Origin of the sequence: Caballeronia sp. RCC_10, from assembly GCF_041360715.1 — a bacterium.
Taxonomy (GTDB): domain Bacteria; phylum Pseudomonadota; class Gammaproteobacteria; order Burkholderiales; family Burkholderiaceae; genus Caballeronia; species Caballeronia grimmiae.
This window is the reverse complement of the sequence record NZ_JBFUPT010000005.1, coordinates 261,209-284,987: the sequence shown is the minus strand read 5'-3', so window position 1 is coordinate 284,987 and position 23,779 is coordinate 261,209. Positions and strand designations below refer to the sequence as shown.

Below are 23,779 nucleotides of genomic sequence, written 5' to 3'. Positions count from 1 at the left end.
AGCGGACGCCGACCGCGAGGCGCCCGCTCGACTGTGCTCAACCGCGTATCAGTTGAAGTCGTTTTCCAGAAACGGGCCGCTCTTGACCGCTCGATCGAGCGCGACGAGCGTCTCGAGCAGCGCTTCCATGCGATGCAGCGGCACGGCGTTCGGACCGTCCGACTTCGCGCACGCGGGGTCCGGATGCGTCTCCATGAAGAGCCCCGCGACGCCCGTGGCCACCGCCGCACGCGCCAGCACCGGCACGAACTCGCGCTGGCCACCGGAACTCGTGCCCTGCCCGCCCGGCAACTGCACGGAATGCGTCGCGTCGAAGACGACGGGCGCATTCGTTTCGCGCATGATCGCGAGCGAGCGCATGTCGGACACGAGGTTGTTATAACCGAACGACACGCCGCGCTCGCACGCCATGAAGCGGTCATCGGAGAGACCTGCTTCGCGTGCCGCGTCGCGCGCCTTGTCGATCACGTTTTTCATGTCGTGCGGCGCGAGAAACTGGCCCTTCTTGATGTTGACCGGCTTGCCCGAACGCGCGCACGCGTGGATGAAGTCGGTCTGGCGGCACAGGAACGCGGGCGTTTGCAGCACGTCCACCACCGATGCCACCGCTTCGATCTCGTCTTCGGTGTGCACGTCCGTGAGAACGGGCACGCCGACCTGCTTCTTCACTTCGCCGAGGATACGCAAGCCTTCATCCATGCCGGGACCGCGATACGACTTGCCCGAACTGCGGTTCGCCTTGTCGAAGGACGACTTGTAGATGAACGGAATGCCGAGCTTCCCGGTGATTTCCTTCAGCCGGCCCGCGACGTCGATCGTCATTTGCTCCGACTCGACGACGCACGTGCCCGCGATCAGAAAGAACGGCTGGTCGAGCCCCGCTTCGAAATGACACAGCTTCATGCCTGCGCTCCTGCCGTTGCGGCGACGCGCACGCCACCTTCTGCGCCGCCCGCTGCGAGCGCGTGCGTGCGCGCTGCTTCGACGAACGCCTTGAAGAGCGGATGCCCATCCCGAGGCGTCGAGGTGAACTCCGGGTGGAACTGAACGCCGACGAACCACGGATGCAGCGAGTGCGGCAACTCCATCATTTCCGGCAGATCTTCGCTCGGCGTACGCGCGCTGATGATAAGCCCGCCGGCTTCGAGTTGCGGCACGAAACGGTTATTCACTTCATAACGGTGACGATGACGCTCGTTCACGTCCGTGCCGTAGATGCGCTCGGCCATCGTGCCGGGCTTGATCGGGCACTTCTGCGAACCGAGGCGCATGGTGCCGCCGAGGTCCGATTCTTCGCTGCGCTTTTCGACGCGGCCCGCACGGTCGTACCACTCGGTAATGAGCGCGACGACCGGGTTCGTGGTGTTCGAATCGAACTCGGTGCTGTTCGCATCGGCGAGGCCGGCGACGTCGCGGGCGAACTCGATGACCGCGAGCTGCATGCCGAGGCAGATGCCGAGATACGGCGTCTTCGATTCGCGCGCATAGCGGATGGCCTTGATCTTGCCTTCCGTGCCGCGACGGCCGAACCCGCCCGGCACCAGCACGGCGTCGAGGTGTTCCAGCGCGCCCGTGCCTTCGGCTTCGATCTGCTCGGAATCGAGATATTCGATGTTGACCTTCGTCGACGTATGGATGGCCGCGTGGCGCAGCGCCTCGATCAGCGACTTGTACGACTCGGTCAGTTCGACATACTTGCCGACCATGCCGATGGTCACTTCATTCTTCGGGTTCTCGAGCTTCTCGACGAGGTCCGACCACATCTTCAGGTCGGCCGGCGGCGGCGAGAGCTTCAGTTCTTCGCAGACGATGTCGTCGAGATGCTGGTCGTTGAGCATCTTCGGAATCTTGTAGATGCTGTCCGCGTCCCACACGGAGATGACCGCGTCTTCCTGCACGTTCGAGAACAGCGAAATCTTCTGGCGCTCGTCGTCCGGAATCGGGCGATCCGCGCGGCACAGCAGCACGTTCGGATAGATACCGATTTCGCGCAGCTTTTGCACGCTGTGCTGCGTCGGCTTGGTCTTGAGCTCGCCCGCCGTGGCGATGAACGGCACCAGCGTCAGGTGCACGAAGCACGCGCTGTTGCGGCCCATGCGCAGGCTCATCTGACGCGCGGCTTCGAGGAACGGCAGCGATTCGATGTCGCCCACCGTGCCGCCGATTTCGACGATCGCGACATCCGGCTGACCGCACGTGGCCGCAGCCGCGCCGCGCTCGACGAACGCCTGAATCTCATTGGTGATGTGCGGGATGACCTGCACCGTCTTGCCGAGATACTCGCCGCGGCGTTCCTTGCGGATCACCGATTCGTAGATCTGGCCCGTGGTGAAGTTATTGGCCTTGCGCATCTTCGTGCTGATGAAGCGCTCGTAATGGCCGAGGTCGAGGTCGGTCTCCGCGCCGTCTTCCGTGACGAATACCTCACCGTGTTGAAACGGGGACATCGTGCCGGGGTCGACGTTGATGTAGGGATCGAGCTTGAGGAGAGTGACTTTCAGACCGCGCGATTCGAGGATCGCGGCGAGGGAGGCGGCGGCAATACCCTTGCCGAGGGAAGAAACTACGCCGCCGGTGACGAATACATATTTGGTCATCGCTAGATGCTCGCGGGAAAAACGGATTATACCGTAAAGGCCGCGCGCGACCCAACGCGCGCGCCGCCGAAATCCGCCTTGCGCGCCCTGCTTTTGACGCCATTTATCGCGGTCGTTTCGTTATTACGACGCCTCTATCGCACCATTGCGGTGAGGAGCCGCCGTACCGCGCGCGCCGTCTCGATGGGCCGTTCCATCGGAAAGAGATGGCTGCCTTCCATCCACTCGAAGTGCGCGCCCGCGATGCGCCGCGTCATCGCGAGTCCGACCTGCCGCACTTCCGTCGACTGCGTGCCCGCGATGAACCCGACCGGCACCGGCGCGCCGTGTGCGAGCCGCGCGCCGAGCGTATGCGGCAACGTGCGATAGATCAGATATTCAGTGTGCCGGTCGAACGCAAGCGTGCGGGTGCCGTCGGCGTGCACCGGCGGGATGCCGAACTCGATGTAATCCGACAGCATCCGCTCGTCCCAGCGCGCGAATGCGGCTTTCGCGCGGAAATGGCGCCAGGCCTCGTCGCGGCTCGCCCAGCGCGTGCGGCGTTTGCGCGTGGCGGCGGCGGGAGACAGGCGTTCATCGAGCCCCGTGCGTTGCATGACGCGCAAGAGACCGCTGCGCCAGCCCGCGATGACCGGCGAATCCAGCATGACGACGCCCCTCACCCACTGCGGCCGCCTCAATGCCGCCATCAGCGAAAGATAGCCGCCGAGCGAATGCCCGACCAGCCACACTTTCGGATGCGCGCCGCCCGCGTCCTCCCGATGGCGGCTCATGTCGTCGATGAGTTCATCGACGAGATTCGGCCAGTCGCGCGTGACCGGAAAGCGCGGATCGTGACCGTATCGTTCGATGCTGCGAATCTCGTAATCGTCGGCGAGTTCGGCGAATACCGTGCGATACGTCGACGCCGGAAAGCCGTTCGCGTGCGAGAAATGGATGATGTCCTTCAAGGGCTTCCTTGTCAGTGATCCATCCAGTAGCGCGCATGCGTTTGCCGGAAGCGTTCGAGCACGATGTCCGGCCCGGCGTCGATGCGCGCCGCGCCGTCTTCGTCGCTGCGTGACAGCGCGATGCCGCGCATCCGGTAGCGCGCATACACCGTCGGGTTCGGATGGTGAAAACGGTTGCGATAGCCTACCTGAAATACTGCGGCGAGCGGCTCGACGGAATCGAGGAAAGGCTCGGTCGACGACGTGCGGCTGCCGTGATGCGGGACGATCAGGACGTCCGCGCGCAACGCGGACCGGTCGCGGGCGAGCAGCGTGCGCTCGACGTCGGCCTCGATGTCGGCGGTGAGGAGCGCGCTGCGCCCCGCCGCATTCGTGACCTTCAGCACGCAGGCCTGATGGTTCGGCTTGCCCGTCAGCGGGCCGGGGTCCGGCCATAGGATGCGGAAATCGACGCCGTCCCATGTCCAGTGCTGTCCCGCCGCGCATCGCAGCGTCTCGCTGCCGCGCTTGCGGGCGTTCGACCATAACGCGTCGCCGGCCGGAAGCGACGCCAGCAGTTGACGCACGCCGACCGTTTGCAGCACGGCGGGCGCGCCGCCGGCGTGATCGGAATCGGAATGGCTGATGACGAGCGCATCGAGCGCACGCGTGCCGGTGGCGAGCAGATATGGCGCGACGATACGCTCGCCCGCATGTGTCGATTCGGGGCCGGGGCCGGCGTCGAACAGCAGCGCGTGTTTCGTCGTCTCGACGACGAGCGCCGAGCCTTGGCCGATATCGAGCGCCGTGATGCGAAAGGCGTCATGCGGGATCGGCTGCGGCGCCGAAGCGACGAGCGGAAGCCAGGTCAGCGGCGCGGCGAAGCGTAGCGGCCAGCCGCGCGGGGCGAGCGCCCACGCGGCGCCCGCCAGCGCGGCGGCGAGAGCGAACGGTTGCGGCTGCGGCAGACGCCACAGGGACCATGCGGCGCCCGCATCGGCGAGGCGCGTAAGGGCGTCGCAGAGAACGGAGAGCGCGGCATGCGCGATGTGGAACGCGGGTGCATCGACGGGCGCGGGCAGCACGAGACCGGCGAGCGTCGCGGGCGTGACGACGAAGCTGATCCACGGAATCGCGAAGGCGTTGGCGAGCGGCCCGGTGAGCGGGATCTGCGAGAACCAGTACGCGGTCAGCGGCGCAAGTGCGAGCGTCACGGCATATTGAACGCGGGCGCTCGATTCGATGTGCGCGCGCAGCTTCCAAGCGGCACGGCGCGATACCGCTGTCATTCGGCGCGCGAGACTCGTCGACTTCGATGCAGCCGCCTTCGCATCTCTATTGCTCGCCGCGGCAAGCTCATCGGGCAGCACCGGATCGCGCGCTTCCATCCCGGCTAACCAGTCGTCATCATCGGCTCGCGCTTTCGTGGCCCGCCGTCCAGCCGACGCAATTGCGTGCAGGATCGCAGCCACCGCGCAAAACGACAGCCAGAATCCCGGCGATGTAACCGCCCACGGATCGGCAAGCAGCACGATCGCGAGCGCCCACGCGAGCACGAGTGACGATGCCGGCCTTCGTCCGCACACGAAGGCGACGGCGAACACCGTCAGCATCCACAATGTGCGCTGCGCCGGCACGTTGAACCCGGCGAGCGCGGCATACATCGCCGCGAAAGACGCCGCGCCGAGCGCCGCGACTTTCGGCGTCGCAATCATGAGCGGCCCGTCCACGCCACGCACCGTAATGCGCCTCCAGACGAAGCCGCACGCCAGTGCCGCCAGTCCCGCGACGAAGCCGATATGCAGCCCCGAGATCGCCACGAGGTGACTCGTGCCGGTTGCACGCATGATGGCCCAGTCGTCGTCGCTGACGGATTCCTGCGCGCCCACTGCAAGCGCGACGATGATGCCGCGATGCGGCGCATCGCCGAGCACCGTCTCGATGCGATGACGGATATGGTCGCGCCATCGGTCGACGGCGAGTCGTAGGCCGATCGCATCGCGTTCGACGCGACGAGGCGCGCGCACCAGCGATACCGTTCCCGTCGCTCGAATGCCACGCTCGAGCAAGCCGACCTCGCCATCGCGCAGCGAGAAGTTCGCGTTCGCATGCGGGCGTTTGAGCCGCGCACTCAGCGTCCATCGCTGACCGGCATGCAGCGCGGGCGCGGCAAGCGGCGCCACCGGAACCCAAAGCAGCCTCACGATCCTCGGGAAGTCGCGCAGCTTCGCACCGTTCGCTTCGACTTCGAACAGAAACCGCGTGCCTTGCGCCTGCGGCTCCGGCAAGCCGCGCACGAAGCCGGTCAGTTCGATATCGCGCTGTTCATACTCGACCGGCAGATTCGGCCGCAACCGAATCTCGGCGCGCACAGCCGCATACGCGAAGCCGGCGATGGCCGCCGCGAGCACGAACACGCCGATCCCGAACCGTCGCCGCGCGATCCATCCCACGCCCAGCGCGATGCCGAAAGCAACGGAACAGATCATCAAGCCCGGCAGATGCGCCTGTTGCTGCAGCCACCAGACGCCCAACGCAAAACCCAGCAACATCGCACGCACACGCTTCCTCTTCCGTCGTCGACGCGAACGCATTCCATCAGGACAACATCAGTCGTCCGAATCAAATGAACCTGAGAACGATTATGAAGAAGCGAGCGCGAGCCGGGGCAGCGCCGCGTGCGCGTTGGCCGTTGTGCCTAGGGAAAGCGCGTGTTCGTCGATGCCGCGCAACTCCGCCAGCACCTTCGCGATGCCCGCGACCTGATCCGGCGTATTGCGGCCCTTGTAGCGCCATGCCGGCGCGATATCGGGCGCATCGGTTTCCAGCACGATCGCGTCGAGCGGAAGTTCGGCGGCGAGCCGGCGAATCTGGCGCGCACGCTCGAACGTCAGATTGCCGCCGAAGCCGAGCCGCATGCCTTGCGCGATGAACGCATCCGCCTGCTGAAAGCTGCCGTTGAATGCGTGCGCAATGCCGCAGTGAATTTGATTGACGCGCAAGCCCTTCAGCACCTTGTCCTGAGACTTGCGCACGTGGCAGATCACCGGCAATCCGAACTCGCGCGCCAGTTTTAGTTGCGCGTCGTAGAAGAACTGCTGGCGAGCATCGTCGAGCGTCGGGACGAAATAATCCAGCCCGATCTCGCCGATGCCGACGAACAACGGATCGTCCAGGCTCGCCGCGATCTGCTCGCGCAGCACGCGCAGATCGTCGTCGGTGGCGCGCGGCGTGAATAGCGGATGAATGCCGAGCGCATACGCCCCGCCCTCGATGCGATGCGCGAGCTTGCGCACCGTGTCGAAGTTCGCGCGTTCGACGCCCGGAATCACGATCCGCTTCACGCTGGCATCGAGCGCCGCGCGCGCGACGTCATCGCGGTCCGCGTCGAACTCCGAGGCATCGAGATGGCAGTGCGTATCGATCCACATGGCGCTCTCCGCGATTTCCGCCGTTCAGACCGGCACGGACGGCTCTTCGTGCAACACGCCGTCGCGCAGCCGCATGATGCGGTCGCAACGCGCGGCGAGGTCGGCGTCGTGCGTGACGATCACGAAGCTCGTTTCCAGCGTCTGCGACAGCTCGAGCATCAGGTTGAAGACGGTATCGGCCGTGCCGCCATCGAGATTGCCGGTCGGTTCGTCGGCCAGCACGCACGCCGGACGCGTGACGAGCGCACGCGCAATGGCCACCCGCTGCCGCTCGCCGCCCGACAGCTCGCCTGGCCGATGCTTCGCGCGATGCCCGATGCCCACGCGCTCGAGCATGCCCATCGCTTCCTGGCGCGCGGCCTCCTCGGGCATGCGGCGGATGCGCAGCGGCATCGCGACGTTATCCAGCGCGGTGAATTCCGGCAGCAAGTGATGGAACTGATAGACGAAGCCGAGCGCGCGATTGCGCAGGTCGTTGCGCTCTTTTTCCTTGAGTTCCGTGAACGGCTTGCCGAGCAGGGACACCTTGCCCGCGCTTGGTTCGTCGAGCCCGCCGAGCACATGCAGCAGCGTGCTCTTGCCCGAGCCGGACGCGCCGACGATTGCGAGTTTCTCGCCGCGCCGCACATCGAGTTGCGCGTTGTCGAGCACCTGCACGTTGAAGCCGCCCTGCACGAAGGTCTTCGAAATCGCCGACGCGCGCAGCACGATATTGTTGTCTGGAATCATGTCACTCATAACGCAGCGCCTCCGCCGGACGCACCTTCGCACCGCGCCAGCTCGGATAGAGCGTGGCCAGCGACGACAACAGGAACGCGATGACGCCGATCTTCGCGACATCGGCCGGCACGAGTTCCGACGGCAGTTCGCTGATGAAATAGACCGAAGGCGGCAGGAACTGCACGCCGATCAGATGCTCGATCATCGGCACGAGCCACGGAATGCTCCACGCGATCAGACAGCCGAGCGATACGCCGAGCGCCGTGCCGATGAACCCGATCGTCACGCCCTGCACGACGAATATCTTCATGATGGAACCCGGCTGCGCGCCGAGCGTGCGCAGGATCGCGATATCGGCCTGCTTGTCGGTGACGGTCATCACGAGCGACGAAACGAGATTGAACGCCGCCACCGCGATGATCAGCGTCAGGATGATAAACATCATGCGCTTCTCGATCTGCACGGCGGAGAACCATGTCTTGTTCTGCTGCGTCCAGTCGCGGATATACAGATCGCCGGACAGCGTATGCGACAGTTGCCGCGCGACTTCGGGCGCGCGCTGCATGTCCTTCAGGCGCAGGCGCACGCCGGTCGGCGCGGGCAGGCGAAAGAGCGCCTGGGCATCGCGGATGGCGATCAGCGCGAGCGTCGAATCGTATTCGTAGTGCCCCGACTCGAAGATGCCGACGACCGTGAACTGCTTGAGCCGCGGCATCATGCCGGCGGGCGTGATGGTGCCTTCGGGCGCGACGAGCGTGATCTTGTCGCCGGTCATCACGCCGAGGTTCGTCGCCAGATCCCGGCCGAGCACGATGCCGAATTCGCCCGGCACCAGATCCGCGAGCTTGCCCGCGCGCATCTCCTTGCCGATGTCCGACACTTGCGGCTCCAGCGACGGTTCCACGCCTCGCAGCGCGACGCCGCTCACCGCGCCTTGACGCGTGAGAAGCGCCTGCGCTTCGACGTAGGGCGCGGCGCCGGTCACTTCGGGATTGCGGCGCGCTTCCTGCGCGGTGAGTTGCCAGTTAGGCATCGAACCGGTCGGCGAAAAGATCTCGACGTGGGCGAGCACCGAGAGCATGCGGTCGCGCACTTCTTTCTGGAAGCCGTTCATGACCGACAACACGACGATCAGCGCGGCGACGCCAAGTGCGATGCCCGCCATCGACACCAGTGCGATGAAGGAGATGAAGCCGTTGCCTGTGGTGCGTTTGCTGGCGCGCGTGTAGCGCCAGCCAATCTGCCATTCGTACGGAAGTTTCAAGCGAATCCTTGTGTCTGCTGTTGCTGCGTTGGTCTTGCGTCGCGCTTTGCCCGGCTGGCCCGCGTCGATGCATCGCGAGGTCTGCGCCGCGAAATTTGCGAAAGTTTGCCATAGGTGGCGCGAGCGCCGTAACAAGCGGGCGCTGGCATCGGCCATTCGGCAGTGTGCGAAACGGCCTGTCGGCGGGCATTTCGACCGGTCATCAGACGCTTCCACCGATGCGCGGGGCATCGGCGCATGCCCTACAATGCCGACCATCATGCCCGTTCCCGACCTTCACCTTCTGCTGCCGTTCGCGCTGCCCTCGGCGGCGGACGCCGCCACCGCGTTGCACGGACTGGAGAGCGCGGCGCTCGACAAGCTGCTCGCCCGCGCCACGCTCGAAGAACGCGTGATCGGAGAGGATTTCCAGCGCACGCTGCCGCACGAACGCTGGATTGCGCAGCGCTTTGGCGTGGTCACGCCGGGCGCCGCCCAGCGCCACGCCGACGACGCCCCGCTCGCCCCGTTCATGCTCCTCGCCGATGGCGGCACGCCCGGCGATGCACTGTGGGCCTGCATCGAGCCGGTTCACGTGCGGATCGCGCACGATCATCTCGTCCTGATCGATCCCGCCACGCTTGGCGTGCGCACCGAAGAAGCGCGCGCGTTGCTGCAGACGGCGCGGCCCGTCATCGAAGAGCTGGGCATCGCTTTGCAAGCGCCGACGCCGCTGCGCTGGTATGTATCGGGCGAGGCGCTCGGCGCGCTCGCGGGTGCATCGCCGTTGCGCGCGACCGGACGCAACATCGAAATATGGCTGCCGCACGAAGCCCGCACGGGCGAACGCTCGCGCGCGTGGATGAAGCTCCAGAACGAAGTGCAGATGGCGTGGTTCGAGCATCCGCTTAACGTGGAGCGTGAATCGCACGGTTTGCCCGCGATCAATTCGATCTGGCTGCACGCGCAAGGCGCGATGCGTCCCGTCCAGAGTCCGTTCGCGCGCGTGTTGTCGGATGCCGCCGCGACGCGCGGACTTGCGCTCGCAGCGGGCATCGAACCGCACACGCCGCCGGAGAGCTTCGCTGCGCTGGCAAACGCCAAGCATGCGAACGCGGAAGGCACGACGCTCGTCGAACTCGATCCGTTTTCCGCGCCGTTCATCGAACAGGATTGGGCGCGCTGGAACGCATCGCTTCAGGCGCTCGAGAAGGACTGGTTCGCACCCGCGCTCGACGCGCTGTCGAACGGTTCGCTGAAGCGGCTCGGCATCACGCTTTGCGGCGATACCGGCTCGGTGACGCTTTCCATCACGCGTTCGGACTTGCGCAAGTTCTGGCGTCGCAGGCCGATTGCGGCGCTTTTCATCGAATGAAGGCCCTAGCTGAATGACGCGAATCATCACGCGCGCTTCCTCCCCCGCCGACGCCGAAGCGCTGATGCGCCACGGCCTGCATCCCGTGATCGCGCGGCTCTACGCGGCGCGCGGCGTGACGTCGCCGGATGAGATCGAGACAGAGTTCAAGCGCCTCCACGCGCCCGTCGGCCTCAAGGGTTGCGACGCTGCCGCCGTCGTGCTCGCCGATGCGCTCGCCGCGGGCAAGCGCATGCTCGTCGTCGCCGATTACGACTGCGACGGCGCGACCGCCTGCGCCGTCGCCGTGCGCGGCTTGCGGATGTTCGGCGCGACCGTCGACTATCTCGTGCCGAACCGCTTCGAATACGGCTACGGACTGACGCCCGAGATCGTCGATCTCGCCGGGCGCTCGCCGCTCGGCCCGCCGGATCTGCTGATTACCGTCGATAACGGCATCGCCAGCGTGGAAGGCGTCGCGGCGGCGAACGCGCTCGGCATCGACGTGCTCGTAACCGATCATCACCTTCCCGGCGACAAATTGCCCGCCGCGCGCGCGATCGTCAATCCGAATCAGCCAGGCTGCGGATTTCCGAGCAAATGCATTGCGGGCGTGGGCGTCGTGTTCTACGTGCTGCTCGCGCTGAGGGCCGAATTGCGCCGGCGCGGCGCCTACGAAAACGCGCCCGAACCGCGTCTGGACGGCCTGCTCGATCTCGTCGCGCTCGGCACGGTCGCGGACGTCGTGAAGCTCGATGCAAATAACCGCATCCTCGTCGCGCAAGGGCTCAAGCGAATTCGCGCGGGCCGGATGCAGCCGGGCATCGCCGCGCTTTTTCGTGCGGCAGCGCGCGATGCGCGCGCCGCATCGGGCTTCGATCTCGGCTTTGCGCTGGGGCCGCGGCTGAACGCGGCGGGCCGGCTGTCGGACATGTCGCTCGGCATCGAATGCTTGACGACCGACGACATCGGCCGCGCATGGGAGCTTGCGCAGCAACTCGATTCGATGAACCGCGAGCGGCGCGAGATCGAAGCCGGCATGCAGCAGCAGGCACTCGCGGAACTGCAAAGTTTCGATCCGGGCGAGCGCGCGACGCTCACGCTATTCGATCCGGGCTGGCATCAGGGCGTGATCGGCATCGTCGCGGGACGGCTGAAGGAGCGCTTTCACCGGCCGTCGTTCACGTTCGCCCACGCCGACGACGCCGGCACGCTGTCCAAAGGCTCGGGCCGCTCGATTCCGGGCTTCCATCTGCGCGATGCCGTCGATCTGATCAGCAAGCGCGAGCCCGGCCTCATCCACAAGTTCGGCGGCCACGCGATGGCGGCAGGCCTCACGCTCGCCACCGCCGATATCGCGCGCTTCACGGACGCGTTCGAAGCGGTCGGGCGCGAATGGCTGACGGCCGAAGCGCTCGCGCGGACCATCGAGACGGACGGCGAGCTGGAAGACGCGTACTTCACGCCGCAATTCGTCGAAATGCTCGACGCCGCCGTCTGGGGTCAGGGATTCCCGGCGCCGACTTTCTCGGGCGAGTTCGACGTCGCATCGCAGGCGCTCGTCAAGGAGAAGCATCTGAAGCTGTCACTCACGCGCGGACGGCAGCGCTTCAACGCGATCTGGTTCAATCACGTCGATCCTCTGCCGCCGCGTGCGACCGTCGCGTACCGGCTCGTCAGCGATTCTTGGAACGGCGTGGCGCGCGTCCAGTTGATCGTGGAGCATGCGACATAATTTGGCGTGGCGGAAAGACGCCGCATGCGTCTGCCAGCCTAATAATGCCGCGCCCCGAATGCTCGCTTCGGGGCCTTTCCGGGTATATGTCGGCCGCGGTATGCGTGCGCCGGCTCGTGTTTATTAGATGTACGAAACAGAATTGTCGCGGAGCGTGCGCAACCAGAAAGTCGATTTAAGTCAGTTCACGCTGTGCGCCGTTGATTGCATCAATCCAGTACTCGCAATAAGAGCGCTAGAAAATTCAAGCAGACACTGCCTGTTTGGCGACACACGGCTGCTGACCGGGCGACCCATCGACTATGGTGCGCGAGTCGTGCTAATTCTCCCATTCGTAGCAGGCACGAATACAGCCGGTTCATTCTCAAAGAACTGGGCGGTCATATCACGACGCTCTGGGTGCTGCTCGTTCAGTGGGATGGTTATGTAATCTTCCCGTCGGCGTGGACAGACGAATTCCTGGCTTACGACGATATCGGCGCGTGCTGGCCCTTCTATTCCGACGGCATGGCCGTCGGAAACGGCGGCTTCTCGCTCCGCTCGAAACGGCTTCCTAATGCGTTGTCGAGCGACAGCGCATTCACGCCCGACGCGACGACCGGCGAAGATGAGCTGATCGGTCGCGCATTTCGCCCTGCTCTCGAGATGAACTGTGGCATCCGCTTCGCGCCTGAAGACCTGGCCGACCGCTTTCCCGTGGAGATCGCCGCGATAACCGACCCGACCTTCGGCTTCCACGGGATGTTCCACATGCATCGCCTTCCCGAAGACGACATCTCGTTCGTGACCGAACACGCGCATGAGCGCACGGTCTCCACGAGCGAATTCATTGCCTTCTGGGCTCGTTGCGTCGAAGTGTGTCACGCCTCGGTAGCAAGCCAGATATACGACCGGCTTCGGGAGGTATTCGAGCGGGCAGTAATCGGACGTTTTCTTGTGGAGATTGGTGGGCTCACGGCCGTCCAAGCTCCCGACCGCGTGGCGCGGGCGGAAGCGCTACGCAATGAACGAAAGACCAGCCGCGCCGCGCTTAGCGCCTGACGCGCTCGCACCCAAATGCCGCGCAACAGGACGGCGGAGAGATCGCGCAGCGTCAGCCGCCAAGCTGACAAACGCTTCTCACCCCTTTTCCGGTGGTGGCGCAGCCGGCGCGGACGCGGGCCGGCGGGCGCGAAAAAGGATGTCGATCGGCTATAATTGCACCTTTTTACGAAGCCGAAGATCGACAATGGAAGCAGAACGTCTCAACGCGATCGAAAGCCTCCTGGCCGACCTGCGCCGCCGCGCGGACGAGCTACGGGGGTATCTTTGACTACGACGCCAAGTCCGCGCGTCTGATCGAAGTCAACAAGGAACTCGAAGACCCCAACGTCTGGAACGATTCGAAGAACGCCCAGGCGCTCGGCCGTGAGAAGAAGCTGCTCGACGGCGTGGTGACGACGCTCACCGCGCTCGGCAACGATCTTCGCGACGCGCAGGATCTCTTCGACATGGCGCGCGACGAAAGCGACGAAGACACGCTCGTCGCCAGCGAATCCGACGCCGAAGCGCTCAAGGCGCGCGTCGAAGACATGGAGTTCCGCCGGATGTTCTCGAACCCGGCCGATCCGAACAACTGCTTCATCGACATTCAGGCTGGCGCGGGCGGCACCGAGGCGTGCGACTGGGCGTCCATGCTGTTGCGCCAGTACCTGCGCTACTGCGAGCGCAAGGGCTTCAAGACCGAAGTGCTCGAAGAATCCGAAGGCGATGTCGCCGGCATCAAGAGCGCGACGATCAAGGTCGAAGGCGAATACGCGTACGGCTATCTGCGCACCGAAACCGGCATTCACCGCCTCGTGCGCAAGTCGCCGTTCGATTCGTCGGGCGGCCGGCATACGTCGTTTTCGTCGGTGTTCGTGTATCCGGAAATCGACGATTCGATCGAGATCGAAATCAATCCCGCTGATATCCGCACGGACACATATCGCGCATCCGGCGCGGGCGGCCAGCACATCAACAAGACGGACTCCGCCGTGCGACTCACGCACGCGCCGACGGGCATCGTCGTGCAATGCCAGAACGACCGCTCGCAGCACCGCAACCGCGCGGAAGCCATGCAGATGCTGAAGGCGCGTCTCTACGAATTCGAGATGCGCAAGCGCCAGGCCGAACAGGACAAGCTCGAATCGAGCAAGACCGACGTGGGCTGGGGCCATCAGATCCGCTCCTACGTGCTCGACCAGAGCCGCGTGAAGGATTTGCGCACCAGCGTGGAAATGAGCAACACGCGCGCCGTGCTCGACGGCGACCTCGACGACTTCATCAGCGCAAGCCTGAAACAGGGCGTCTAAACCGCCAGCGCGGGTATCGGCTTCGGTATCCGCGTTTTCGTTTCGACTCACCGCGCATCCGCCTCGCTTTAAAAGCCAAGAATCATCATGACCGAACCGACCCAGACGAGCGCCGCTCCCGAACTGGAAGACAACCAGATCATCGCCGAGCGCCGCGACAAGCTGCGCGCGCTGCGCGAGCAAGGCATCGCTTATCCGAACGACTTCCGCCCGACGCATCAGGCGGCCGCGCTGCAAAGCGAGTACGCCGACACCGACAAGGAAGCGCTCGAAGCGAATCCCCTCCCCGTCGCGCTCGCCGGCCGCATGATGCTGAAGCGCGTGATGGGCAAGGCCAGCTTCGCGACGGTTCAGGACGGCAGCGGCCAGATTCAGTTCTTCGTGACGCCCGCCGATGTCGGCGCGGACGTGTACGAAGCGTTCAAGAAGTGGGACCTGGGCGACATCATCGCGGCGCGCGGCGTGTTGTTTCGCACGAACAAGGGCGAGCTGTCGGTGCGCTGCACGGAACTGCGGCTGCTGTCGAAGGCGCTGCGCCCGCTGCCCGACAAGTTCCACGGCCTCGCCGATCAGGAAATGCGCTATCGCCAGCGTTACGTCGATCTGATCGTCACGCCGGAATCGCGCAAGACCTTCATGGCGCGCACGAAAGCGGTCACGTCGATCCGCAATTTCATGGCGCAGGCGAACTTCATGGAAGTCGAAACGCCGATGCTGCACCCGATTCCGGGCGGCGCGGCGGCGAAGCCCTTCGTCACGCATCACAACGCGCTCGACATGCAGATGTTCCTGCGCATCGCGCCGGAGTTGTATCTGAAGCGTCTGATCGTCGGCGGCTTCGAGCGCGTGTTCGAGATCAATCGTAATTTCCGGAACGAAGGCGTGTCGCCGCGTCACAATCCGGAATTCACGATGATGGAGTTTTACGCGGCGTTCACGGATTATCGCTGGCTGATGGATTTCACCGAGCAACTGATCCGCCAGGCTGCGATCGATGCGCTCGGCACCGCGACCATCACGTATCAGGGCCGCGAACTGGATTTCAGCAAGCCGTTCCATCGGCTGACGATCAATCAGGCGATTCAGAAGTACGCGCCGCAATACACCGACGAGCAGTTGAACGACGGCGTGTTCGTGCGCGCCGAACTGAAGAAATTCGGTGTCGATACGGCGCAGCCCGCGTTTCTCAATGCCGGCATCGGCGCGCTGCAACTGGCGCTTTTCGAAGAGACGGCGGAATCGCAATTGTGGGAGCCGACGTACATCGTCGACTACCCGATCGAGGTGTCGCCGCTCGCGCGTGAATCGGACAGCGTGCCGGGCATCACCGAACGCTTCGAGCTGTTCATCACGGGGCGCGAGATTGCGAACGGTTTCTCGGAACTGAACGATCCGGAAGATCAGGCCGCGCGCTTTCAGAAGCAGGTCGACCAGAAAGACGCCGGCGACGAAGAAGCGATGTATTTCGACGCCGACTACATTCGCGCGCTCGAATACGGCATGCCGCCGACAGGCGGATGCGGGATCGGCATCGACCGGCTGGTGATGCTGCTGACCGACAGCCCGAGCATTCGCGATGTCATTCTGTTCCCGCATTTGCGGCGGGAAGACTGAGCGGCAAGCTTGGTCGGTTGATGGCGAAAGCGCGTCCTTGGGGGCGCGCTTTTTTTTGCAATGTGGAGGTTCTTCAAGCGATGCGGTGCGGGGCGTCGAGAAGATGAAACGCGGGGTCGCGGCAGGCTCGATCGCCTAACACACGATTTTCGCGCCCGTCCTGTCTTGCAACGATGTAATTCCAGACTTAGCCTCGATGCACAGAACCGTTAAGCATCGTGGCGGCGAAAAGATGCACCCCGCACGCGACCTGCGAATCGCAGTGCCCGCTCGGACAATGGCGTCCGGACCGCGTCAAACCTGAAACCAAAAAAACCGCGCGTCGTCGAGTGAGCAAGCGGAACACCCCTTCTCGTGGTTTTGTGACCGGACCCCAGACGCCGAAATCGTCGTCCCACAACGCCTCGCTCTATTTCTGCACTGGCCGTCTGGCATCGGATGTGCTTCCGAGTAAGAAAAATAGTGGTCAAAACCAGCAAAGCTCTAGACGCAAAATCCCATCAAAATTGATCCGTCTAGCACTTCGCCTCGAACGGAGGTTCAACCATGGATAACGGGACCAACAAGCTCGCGTCCGCGCCCTCTCCCGACGCCAGCCAGCCGCTGCCGCAGCAACGCCGTCTGCATCCACTCGTCGCGACGGCGGCGGGCGCGGTGATCGTCGCAAGTCTTGCCGCTACGGCAGCCATTACCGGCGTATTTCCCAGGGCGTCGAGTACGTCCGCGCAGAATCCGCAGACGCAGACGGCGGCCGTCGCGCAGCAGCAGGCAGTACCCCCCGCCCCGCCTGCCGCCGCACCCGCCCAACCGGTCGTGCAACAACCCGCCCCGCAGCCCGTGCAGCAGGCACCCGTCCAGCCAGCGCCCGCCCAACCGTCCTATGCGCAACAGCCGCCGCCGAAAGCGGCGTACTGCTCGACGTGCGGCACCGTCGAATCCATCTCTGCCGTGCGTCGCGAAGGACACGGCACGGGGATCGGTGCGGTCGGTGGCGCGGTGGCCGGGGGTGTCGTCGGCAACCAGTTCGGGCGTGGCGGCGGCCGGACCGCGATGACCCTGCTCGGCGCGCTCGGCGGCGGTCTCGCGGGCAATTCGGTGGAGAAGCACATCCGCAGCGAAACCGATTACTCGGTGCGCGTCAGAATGGAAAACGGCAAGACGCGTTATTTCACGTACAAGCAGCAGCCGCCGTTCGCGCAGGGCCAGCATGTGCGCGTGCGCAACGGCGTGCTGGAAGCGGGTTGACCGGTCAACGCGTCAGGCGAAGAAAAGGCGGCGGGTCTTGCGAACCGCCGCCTTGTGCATCGTGTAACGCGCTTCAGTGATCCCGTTGCGAACTGCGCGCGGGATTCGGTTTGCCGCGTATCGCCATGTAGGCCCACCAGACGTAGCCGGACAATCCGTACAGCACGAAGAGGCAAAACAGCATCACAGGCGGATCGGACGATACGAGCACGAACGCCACCACGATCAGCAGCACGCCCGCGAACGGCACGCGATACCGCACGTCGAGCGCCTTGCCGCTATAGAACGGCGCGTTCGATACCATCGTGACGCCCGCGTAGATCGTCAGCACGAACGCGACCCACGGCAGCCAAACGAGCTTGAGCGGCACGCGGTTATCGGTGGCGAGCCACACGAAACCGGCGATCAGCGCAGCCGCCGCCGGCGACGGCAAACCCTGAAAATAGCGCTTGTCGACCACGCCGACGTTCGTGTTGAAGCGCGCGAGCCGCAACGCCGCGCCCGAGCAGTAGACGAACGCCGCGAGCCAGCCCCAGCGCCCGAGGTCCTTCAGCACCCATTCGTACATCACGAGCGCGGGCGCGACGCCGAACGACACCATGTCCGAGAGGCTGTCGAACTGCTCGCCGAACGCGCTTTGGGTATGCGTCATGCGGGCGACGCGGCCGTCCATGCCATCGAGGACCATCGCAACGAAAATGGCGATGGCCGCGATCTCGAAGCGCACGTTCATCGCCTGGACGACGGCGAAGAAGCCGCAAAAGAGCGCCGCCGTGGTGAACGCATTCGGCAGCAGATAAATGCCGCGCTTTCGCAGGAACTGCTGCCGCTTCGCGCGCCGCGTCTCGACGACGCCCACGTCCTGAATGGCCTTGTTGCGGCGGAACGCGCGCGGCGGCGTCGCGTTCGCGCGGTTACGGCGCGTCTTGAATGCCGCCATCGGACCCCCCGCGTTATTCCGCGAACTCGGCAAGGATGGTCGACGAGGCGGACACCTTCTCGCCGATCGACACGCGTGGCCGGCTTCCGACCGGCAAATACACATCGACGCGCGAGCCGAAACGGATGAAACCGTAACGCTGGCCGCGCGTGAGCGGCTCGCCGGCGTGCACGTAGCAGAGAATGCGGCGCGCGATCAGACCCGCAATCTGCACCGACGTCACTGTATGCCCCGCCGCCGTGTGCAGGACGATCGCGTTGCGCTCGTTCTCGGTCGACGCCTTGTCGACGGCCGCATTCAGATACGCGCCGGGAAAGTACTGAACCTTGCTGATCGCGCCGTCCACGGGCGAACGCTGCGAGTGGACGTTGAACACGTTCATGAACACGCTGATCTTGAGCGCTTCGCGTCCCGCGTACGGATCATGCGCCGTCTCGACCGCGACGATGCGCCCGTCCGCCGGACACAGCACCGCGTTCGGCTGAGTGGGAATGGGTCGCGGCGGATCGCGGAAGAACTGGACGACGAAGATCACGATCAGCCAGAAGAGCCAGGCGAAGCCGAAGCCGCCGATCGCCTGCACGAGAACGGCAACGACGGCCGCGATGGCGATAAACGGCCAGCCTTCGCGGGCAATGATCGGATGAGGATAGTTCATGAACGTGTTCTGTGTTTTATAAAAACCGTAGGATAACAAAAGCCGCCCGGCGCACAGCGGCTTCCGGGCGGCTTTCGATGCAGCAAGAACCGTGACGCGGGGTCACGCAGACACGTTTAGTTCTTCGACTGGTCGACGAGCTTGTTCTGCGCGATCCACGGCATCATCGCGCGGAGCTTCTCGCCCACTTGCTCGATCTGATGCTCGGCCGTCAGGCGGCGGCGCGATTGCAGCGTTGGCGCACCCGCGCGGTTCTCGATGATGAAGCTCTTTGCGTACTCGCCGGTCTGGATGTCCTTGAGCACGGCCTTCATCGCCTTCTTCGTCTCTTCCGTGACGATGCGCGGACCCGTCACGTACTCGCCGTACTCGGCGTTGTTCGAGATCGAGTAGTTCATGTTGGCGATGCCGCCTTCGTAGATCAGATCGACGATCAGCTTCAGTTCGTGCAGACACTCGAAGTACGCCATTTCCGGCGCGTAGCCCGCTTCGACCAGCGTTTCGAAGCCGGCCTTGATCAGGTCGACGGTGCCGCCGCACAGCACGGCCTGCTCGCCGAACAGGTCGGTTTCGGTTTCTTCACGGAAGTTCGTTTCGATGATGCCGGCACGGCCGCCGCCGTTCGCCGCCGCATACGACAGCGCCACGTCGCGCGCCGAGCCCGACTTGTCCTGCGCGACCGCGATCAGGTGCGGCACGCCGCCGCCCTGGCTGTACGTGTTGCGCACCGTGTGGCCCGGAGCCTTCGGCGCGATCATGATGACGTCCAGATCCGCACGCGGGATCACCTGGCCGTAGTGAACGTTGAAGCCGTGCGCGAATGCGAGCGCCGCGCCGTTCTTGGCGTTGGCGTGCACTTCGTTCTTGTACACCTCGGCGATTTGCTCGTCGGGCAGCAGCATCATGACGACATCGGCGCCCTTCACGGCTTCGGCCACTTCCTTCACCGGCAGGCCGGCGTTCTCGGCCTTGCTCCACGAAGCGCCGCCCTTGCGCAGGCCGACCGTCACGTTCACGCCGCTTTCCTTCAGGTTCAGCGCGTGTGCATGGCCTTGCGAGCCATAGCCGATGATGGTCACTTGCTTGCCCTTGATGAGGGAGAGGTCGGCGTCTTTGTCGTAGAAAACTTTCATGGTGGTTCCTTGAGTCCTGATGCGTGAATTGGTGTGCTTGTTTGCGCTGCTAACTGGATGGTCTGGCGGTCAGACCTTGAGGATGCGCTCGCCCCGGCCGATGCCGGAGCTGCCCGTGCGAACCGTCTCGAGGATCGCCGTGGCGTCGAGCGCCTGGATGAACGCGTCGAGCTTGTCGGACGCGCCCGTCAGTTCCATGGTGTAGGTCTTCTCGGTCACGTCGATGATGCGGCCGCGGAAGATATCCGCCATCCGCTTCATTTCTTCGCGTTCCTTGCCGACCGCCCGTACCTTGATGAGCATCAGCTCGCGCTCGATGTGGGCGCCCTCTGTCAGGTCGACCACTTTCACCACCTCGATCAGGCGGTTCAGGTGCTTCGTGATCTGTTCGATCACGTCGTCCGAGCCAATGGAGACGATGGTGAGCCGCGACAGCGAACTGTCTTCGGTCGGCGCCACCGTCAGCGTTTCGATGTTATAGCCGCGCGCGGAAAAGAGCCCGACGACACGCGATAACGCGCCCGGCTCGTTTTCCAGCAGTACGGAGATGATGTGTTTCATGTGTCTTTTCCCGATGTGGTTCCAGTCAAAGCCCGTCTCTGAAACCCGCGCGCCACGCATGTCCTTTGTGAAGACAGGCGCGCGCGAGCCTCGCGAGACGAACCGCGTTATAGATCCTCAGACCCGAGCAGCATTTCCGTGATGCCTTTACCGGCTTGCACCATCGGGAATACGTTTTCGGTGGGATCGGTCTGGAAGTCGAGAAATACGGTGCGATCCTTCAGGCGCAGCGCTTCCTTCAGCGCCGGCTCGACATCCGCGGTCTTTTCGACGCGGATGCCGACATGACCGTACGCCTCGGCGAGCTTCACGAAATCAGGCAACGCGTCCATGTACGAACTGGAGTAGCGCTTCTTGTATTCGATCTGCTGCCACTGGCGAACCATGCCGAGATAGCGGTTGTTCAGCGAAATGATCTTGACGGGCGTGTTGTACTGCTTGCAGGTCGACAACTCCTGAATGCACATCTGGATGGAGCCTTCGCCCGTAATGCAGACGACTTCCTCGTCCGGAAAGGCCATCTTCACGCCCATTGCGGCGGGCAGGCCGAAGCCCATCGTGCCGAGACCGCCCGAGTTGATCCAGCGGCGCGGCTTGTTGAACGGATAGAACTGCGCCGCCCACATCTGGTGCTGGCCGACGTCCGAACAGACGAACGCGTTGCCGTCGGTGAGCTCCGCGAGCTTTTCGACGACGTACTGCGGCTTGATGATCTCGCTCTTGCGGTCGTACGCGAGACAGTCCTTCGCGCGCCAGCTTTCGATGTCGTCCCACCATTGCTTGAGCGCCTGCGTGTCCGGACCGTGCTCGGCGTGCTGAAGCTGCTCGATCAGTTCCTTCAGGACTTCCTTCACGTCACCGACGATCGGAATGTCCACCTTCACGCGCTTCGAAATGGACGACGGATCGACGTCGATATGGATGATCTTGCGCGGCGACGACGCGAAATGCTTCGGATCGCCGATCACGCGGTCATCGAAGCGCGCGCCAATGGCGATCAGCACGTCGCAGTGCTGCATCGCCATATTGGCTTCGTACGTGCCGTGCATGCCGAGCATGCCGAGGAACTTCTTGTCGCTCGCGCGGTAGCCGCCGAGGCCCATCAGCGTGTTGGTGACCGGATAGCCGAGCATATCGGCGAACTGGTTCAGCTCGCGCGACGCATCCGCGAGGATGATGCCGCCGCCGGTATAGATATACGGGCGCTTCGCCGACAGCAGCAATTGCACCGCCTTGCGAATCTGGCCGGAGTGGCCCTTCGTCACCGGGTTGTAGGAGCGCAGCGACACGCTCTTGACCGGTTCGTACCGGCACGGCGCCTTCGACACGTCTTTCGGAATGTCGATCAGCACCGGACCCGGACGGCCTGTGCGGGCAATGTAGAACGCTTTCTTGATGGTGGCGGCGAGATCGCGCACGTCCTTCACGAGGAAGTTGTGCTTCACGCAGGGACGCGTGATGCCGACGGTGTCGCATTCCTGAAAGGCGTCGAGGCCGATGGCCGCAGTGGGCACCTGCCCGCTGATGACGACGAGCGGAATGGAATCCATGTAGGCCGTCGCGATGCCGGTGACGGCATTGGTGACGCCCGGACCCGAAGTCACGAGGCATACGCCGACCTTGCCGGTGGAACGCGAATAGGCGTCCGCGGCGTGCACGGCGGCTTGCTCGTGGCGCACGAGAATGTGTTGAATCTGGTCCTGCTTGTACAGCTCGTCGTAGATGTAGAGTACCGAGCCGCCGGGATAGCCCCAGATGAACTCGACGTTCTCGTCGGCGAGCGCGCGCATGAGCACGGTCGCACCGATAGAGTCAGCGTCTTGGGGAGGAGTGGTATCCGACGTGGAGAATTCCGCGCTAGGCATATTCATTCATCACCTTTCGAATTTTCGGCAAAAAATTGATCGGGTGCTCTCTGCCGGGCTTGTGGCTCGGGTTCAAGCGGCGCGTCTTGGTTTGACAGGCGTGCTTCTTGGGCTCGCCTCAAAGCAGACATTTCACTTTATGATGCGAGTCAGAAAAGATAGCCCGGTTTTGCGCATCGGGTCAAGCAAAAATTTTCCGATCATTGCGCGCCAATCTTGCGGACCGGGCTTCAATCGCCCGGACCATGCGCCTCTCCGGCAACAAATCGTCCCGATTTGTCCGGGCGCGGCGAAAATTTGCTAGCATCCGCAGGTTTCCCTGCAACTCCCTATTCTCTTTCGACGCAATTCGCTGCGCCGGGTCCCCAACGGATGGCATCAGACAAGGAACTCGCCGACTTCCTGGCGGGCGTCGAAAGACGCGCGTTCAAGCAGACCGTCTACACCGTACGCGATGACGACGCGGCGCTCGATATCGTGCAGGACGCGATGATCAAGCTCGCCGAAAAATACGGCGACCGTCCGTCCGCCGAGCTTCCGCTTTTGTTCCAGCGTATCCTTCAGAATGCGACGCACGACTATTTCCGCCGCCAGAAAGTCCGCAACACCTGGGTGAGCCTGTTTTCGTCGTTCGGCAGCGCGGACGACGACGAATTCGATCCGCTCGAAACGCTGGAAGCGCAAGGCGGCGGCACGGGCAGCGAAAGCAGCGAGAACAGGCTGGAGCGCGAACAGGTGCTGAATCTGATCGACGCGGAAATTCAGAAATTGCCGGCGCGTCAACGAGAAGCTTTTCTCATGCGTTACTGGGAAGATATGGATGTCGCCGAGACGGCCGCCGCGATGGGCTGCTCCGAGGGCAGCGTGAAGACGCACTGTTCACGCGCCACGCATGCGCTCGCTCAAGCCCTGAAAGCCAAAGGGATCACGCTATGAGTTCCGCTCCTGAATTAAACGAAAACGAGTTCGCGCTGAAACTCATTCGCGCGCTCGACGAAAATGCGTCGAATATTCCGGCCGCTGCGAGCGACCGCCTTGCGCTTGCGCGCCGGGCGGCGCTCGCGCGCAAGAAGCCGGAGAAAGTACCCGTCGCCGCCTTCACGCCGGCCTTCACGCCGGCCTTTACGCCCGCGTTCGCCGGCGCGGCGGGCGGCCTGGGCGACGCCGGCGGGTCCGGCGGCGAGCCTTCGCACAAGGGCCTGTTCGCACGGATCGGCGGCTTCGGGCTGGCGTTGCCGGTGCTCGCGCTCGCCGTCGCGCTGGCGGGCGTCGCGTATTGGGAAGATCAGGAGCGCAAGGCCGAACTCGCCGATATCGACGCGGCCATGATGAGCGACAGCCTGCCGCTCGACGCCTATCTCGACCACGGGTTCAACGCATACCTGACGCGCAATCACTAAGCATCGGCCAACGAGCAACGC

20 protein-coding genes are annotated in these 23,779 nt (G+C 64.1%); 8 read left to right on the top strand and 12 right to left on the bottom strand.

What is annotated here, in order from left to right:
• Positions 1 to 48: 48 nt before the first annotated feature.
• From kdsA to AB6804_RS12840, 7 genes are all read right to left on the bottom strand, one after another.
• Positions 49 to 903 carry a 3-deoxy-8-phosphooctulonate synthase gene (gene kdsA / locus AB6804_RS12870; protein ID WP_370886760.1) on the bottom strand — a complete coding sequence of 285 codons (855 nt, stop codon included), beginning with the start codon at positions 901 to 903 and terminating at the stop codon, positions 49 to 51.
• The gene (locus AB6804_RS12865; RefSeq protein ID WP_370886759.1) at positions 900 to 2,597 is read right to left on the bottom strand and encodes a CTP synthase; all 1,698 of its coding nucleotides are present in this window, start codon (positions 2,595 to 2,597) and stop codon (positions 900 to 902) included. Before AB6804_RS12865 ends, kdsA begins: the two co-directional genes overlap by 4 nt.
• A 134-nt stretch (positions 2,598 to 2,731) precedes the next feature.
• Positions 2,732 to 3,547, bottom strand: coding sequence for an alpha/beta fold hydrolase (locus AB6804_RS12860; RefSeq protein ID WP_370886758.1), 816 nt, complete (start codon positions 3,545 to 3,547; stop codon positions 2,732 to 2,734).
• 11 nt (positions 3,548 to 3,558) lie between these two features.
• Complete coding sequence (locus tag AB6804_RS12855) at positions 3,559 to 6,087, bottom strand: DNA internalization-related competence protein ComEC/Rec2 (protein WP_370886757.1); 2,529 nt, start codon at positions 6,085 to 6,087, stop codon at positions 3,559 to 3,561.
• Between the two features lie 81 nt (positions 6,088 to 6,168).
• Complete coding sequence (locus tag AB6804_RS12850) at positions 6,169 to 6,957, bottom strand: TatD family hydrolase (protein WP_370886756.1); 789 nt, start codon at positions 6,955 to 6,957, stop codon at positions 6,169 to 6,171.
• Positions 6,958 to 6,981: 24 nt separating this feature from the next.
• Positions 6,982 to 7,695 (bottom strand): lipoprotein-releasing ABC transporter ATP-binding protein LolD, encoded by a 714-nt coding sequence (lolD, locus tag AB6804_RS12845; RefSeq protein WP_035959448.1) that lies wholly within the window; start codon positions 7,693 to 7,695, stop codon positions 6,982 to 6,984.
• A complete protein-coding gene (locus tag AB6804_RS12840; protein ID WP_244794453.1) occupies positions 7,688 to 8,941 on the bottom strand; it encodes a lipoprotein-releasing ABC transporter permease subunit in 1,254 nt (417 codons plus the stop codon). The genes lolD and AB6804_RS12840 overlap by 8 nt, the downstream gene beginning before the upstream one ends.
• Before the next feature lie 247 nt (positions 8,942 to 9,188).
• On the opposite strand from AB6804_RS12840, the gene AB6804_RS12835 reads away from it, so the two are divergent.
• From AB6804_RS12835 to AB6804_RS12810, 6 genes are all read left to right on the top strand, one after another.
• Positions 9,189 to 10,295, top strand: a complete 1,107-nt coding sequence (locus tag AB6804_RS12835; RefSeq protein ID WP_370886755.1) for a regulator — start codon at positions 9,189 to 9,191, stop codon at positions 10,293 to 10,295.
• A 13-nt stretch (positions 10,296 to 10,308) separates the two neighbouring features.
• Positions 10,309 to 12,009 (top strand): single-stranded-DNA-specific exonuclease RecJ, encoded by a 1,701-nt coding sequence (recJ, locus tag AB6804_RS12830; RefSeq protein WP_370886754.1) that lies wholly within the window; start codon positions 10,309 to 10,311, stop codon positions 12,007 to 12,009.
• A gap of 204 nt (positions 12,010 to 12,213) precedes the next feature.
• Complete coding sequence (locus AB6804_RS12825) at positions 12,214 to 13,050, top strand: DUF5672 family protein (protein ID WP_370886753.1); 837 nt, start codon at positions 12,214 to 12,216, stop codon at positions 13,048 to 13,050.
• 187 nt (positions 13,051 to 13,237) lie between these two features.
• Positions 13,238 to 14,342, top strand: a protein-coding gene (prfB, locus tag AB6804_RS12820) for a peptide chain release factor 2 (protein WP_370886752.1) whose coding sequence is annotated in 2 segments (ribosomal slippage) — positions 13,238 to 13,318 and positions 13,320 to 14,342 — 1,104 coding nt in all. Because the reading frame shifts where the segments join, the coding sequence is not laid out codon by codon here.
• Between the two features lie 87 nt (positions 14,343 to 14,429).
• The gene (lysS, locus tag AB6804_RS12815; protein ID WP_370886751.1) at positions 14,430 to 15,956 is read left to right on the top strand and encodes a lysine--tRNA ligase; all 1,527 of its coding nucleotides are present in this window, start codon (positions 14,430 to 14,432) and stop codon (positions 15,954 to 15,956) included.
• Positions 15,957 to 16,502: 546 nt separating this feature from the next.
• Positions 16,503 to 17,201, top strand: coding sequence for a glycine zipper 2TM domain-containing protein (locus AB6804_RS12810; protein WP_370886750.1), 699 nt, complete (start codon positions 16,503 to 16,505; stop codon positions 17,199 to 17,201).
• A gap of 73 nt (positions 17,202 to 17,274) precedes the next feature.
• Here the strand turns inward: AB6804_RS12810 and pssA are convergent, their stop codons facing one another.
• The 5 genes from pssA to AB6804_RS12785 all read right to left on the bottom strand — a co-directional run bounded on the left by pssA (position 17,275) and on the right by AB6804_RS12785 (position 22,364).
• Positions 17,275 to 18,141, bottom strand: coding sequence for a CDP-diacylglycerol--serine O-phosphatidyltransferase (gene pssA, locus AB6804_RS12805; protein ID WP_035959456.1), 867 nt, complete (start codon positions 18,139 to 18,141; stop codon positions 17,275 to 17,277).
• Between the two features lie 13 nt (positions 18,142 to 18,154).
• A complete protein-coding gene (locus tag AB6804_RS12800) occupies positions 18,155 to 18,799 on the bottom strand; it encodes a phosphatidylserine decarboxylase (RefSeq protein ID WP_244794445.1) in 645 nt (214 codons plus the stop codon).
• A gap of 116 nt (positions 18,800 to 18,915) precedes the next feature.
• On the bottom strand, positions 18,916 to 19,932 hold the full coding sequence (gene ilvC / locus AB6804_RS12795; protein ID WP_035959458.1) for a ketol-acid reductoisomerase: 1,017 nt from the start codon (positions 19,930 to 19,932) through the stop codon (positions 18,916 to 18,918).
• A gap of 69 nt (positions 19,933 to 20,001) precedes the next feature.
• Positions 20,002 to 20,493: an acetolactate synthase small subunit gene (ilvN, locus tag AB6804_RS12790; protein ID WP_008341906.1), complete on the bottom strand. Its 492-nt coding sequence runs from the start codon at positions 20,491 to 20,493 to the stop codon at positions 20,002 to 20,004.
• A 107-nt stretch (positions 20,494 to 20,600) separates the two neighbouring features.
• A complete protein-coding gene (locus tag AB6804_RS12785) occupies positions 20,601 to 22,364 on the bottom strand; it encodes an acetolactate synthase 3 catalytic subunit (protein WP_370886749.1) in 1,764 nt (587 codons plus the stop codon).
• A 366-nt stretch (positions 22,365 to 22,730) separates the two neighbouring features.
• On the opposite strand from AB6804_RS12785, the gene AB6804_RS12780 reads away from it, so the two are divergent.
• Together AB6804_RS12780 and AB6804_RS12775 are read left to right on the top strand one after the other, a co-directional pair.
• A complete protein-coding gene (locus AB6804_RS12780) occupies positions 22,731 to 23,294 on the top strand; it encodes an RNA polymerase sigma factor (protein ID WP_035959461.1) in 564 nt (187 codons plus the stop codon).
• A complete protein-coding gene (locus AB6804_RS12775; protein ID WP_370886748.1) occupies positions 23,291 to 23,758 on the top strand; it encodes a DUF3619 family protein in 468 nt (155 codons plus the stop codon). The genes AB6804_RS12780 and AB6804_RS12775 overlap by 4 nt, the downstream gene beginning before the upstream one ends.
• The last annotated feature ends 21 nt before the right edge of the window (positions 23,759 to 23,779 follow it).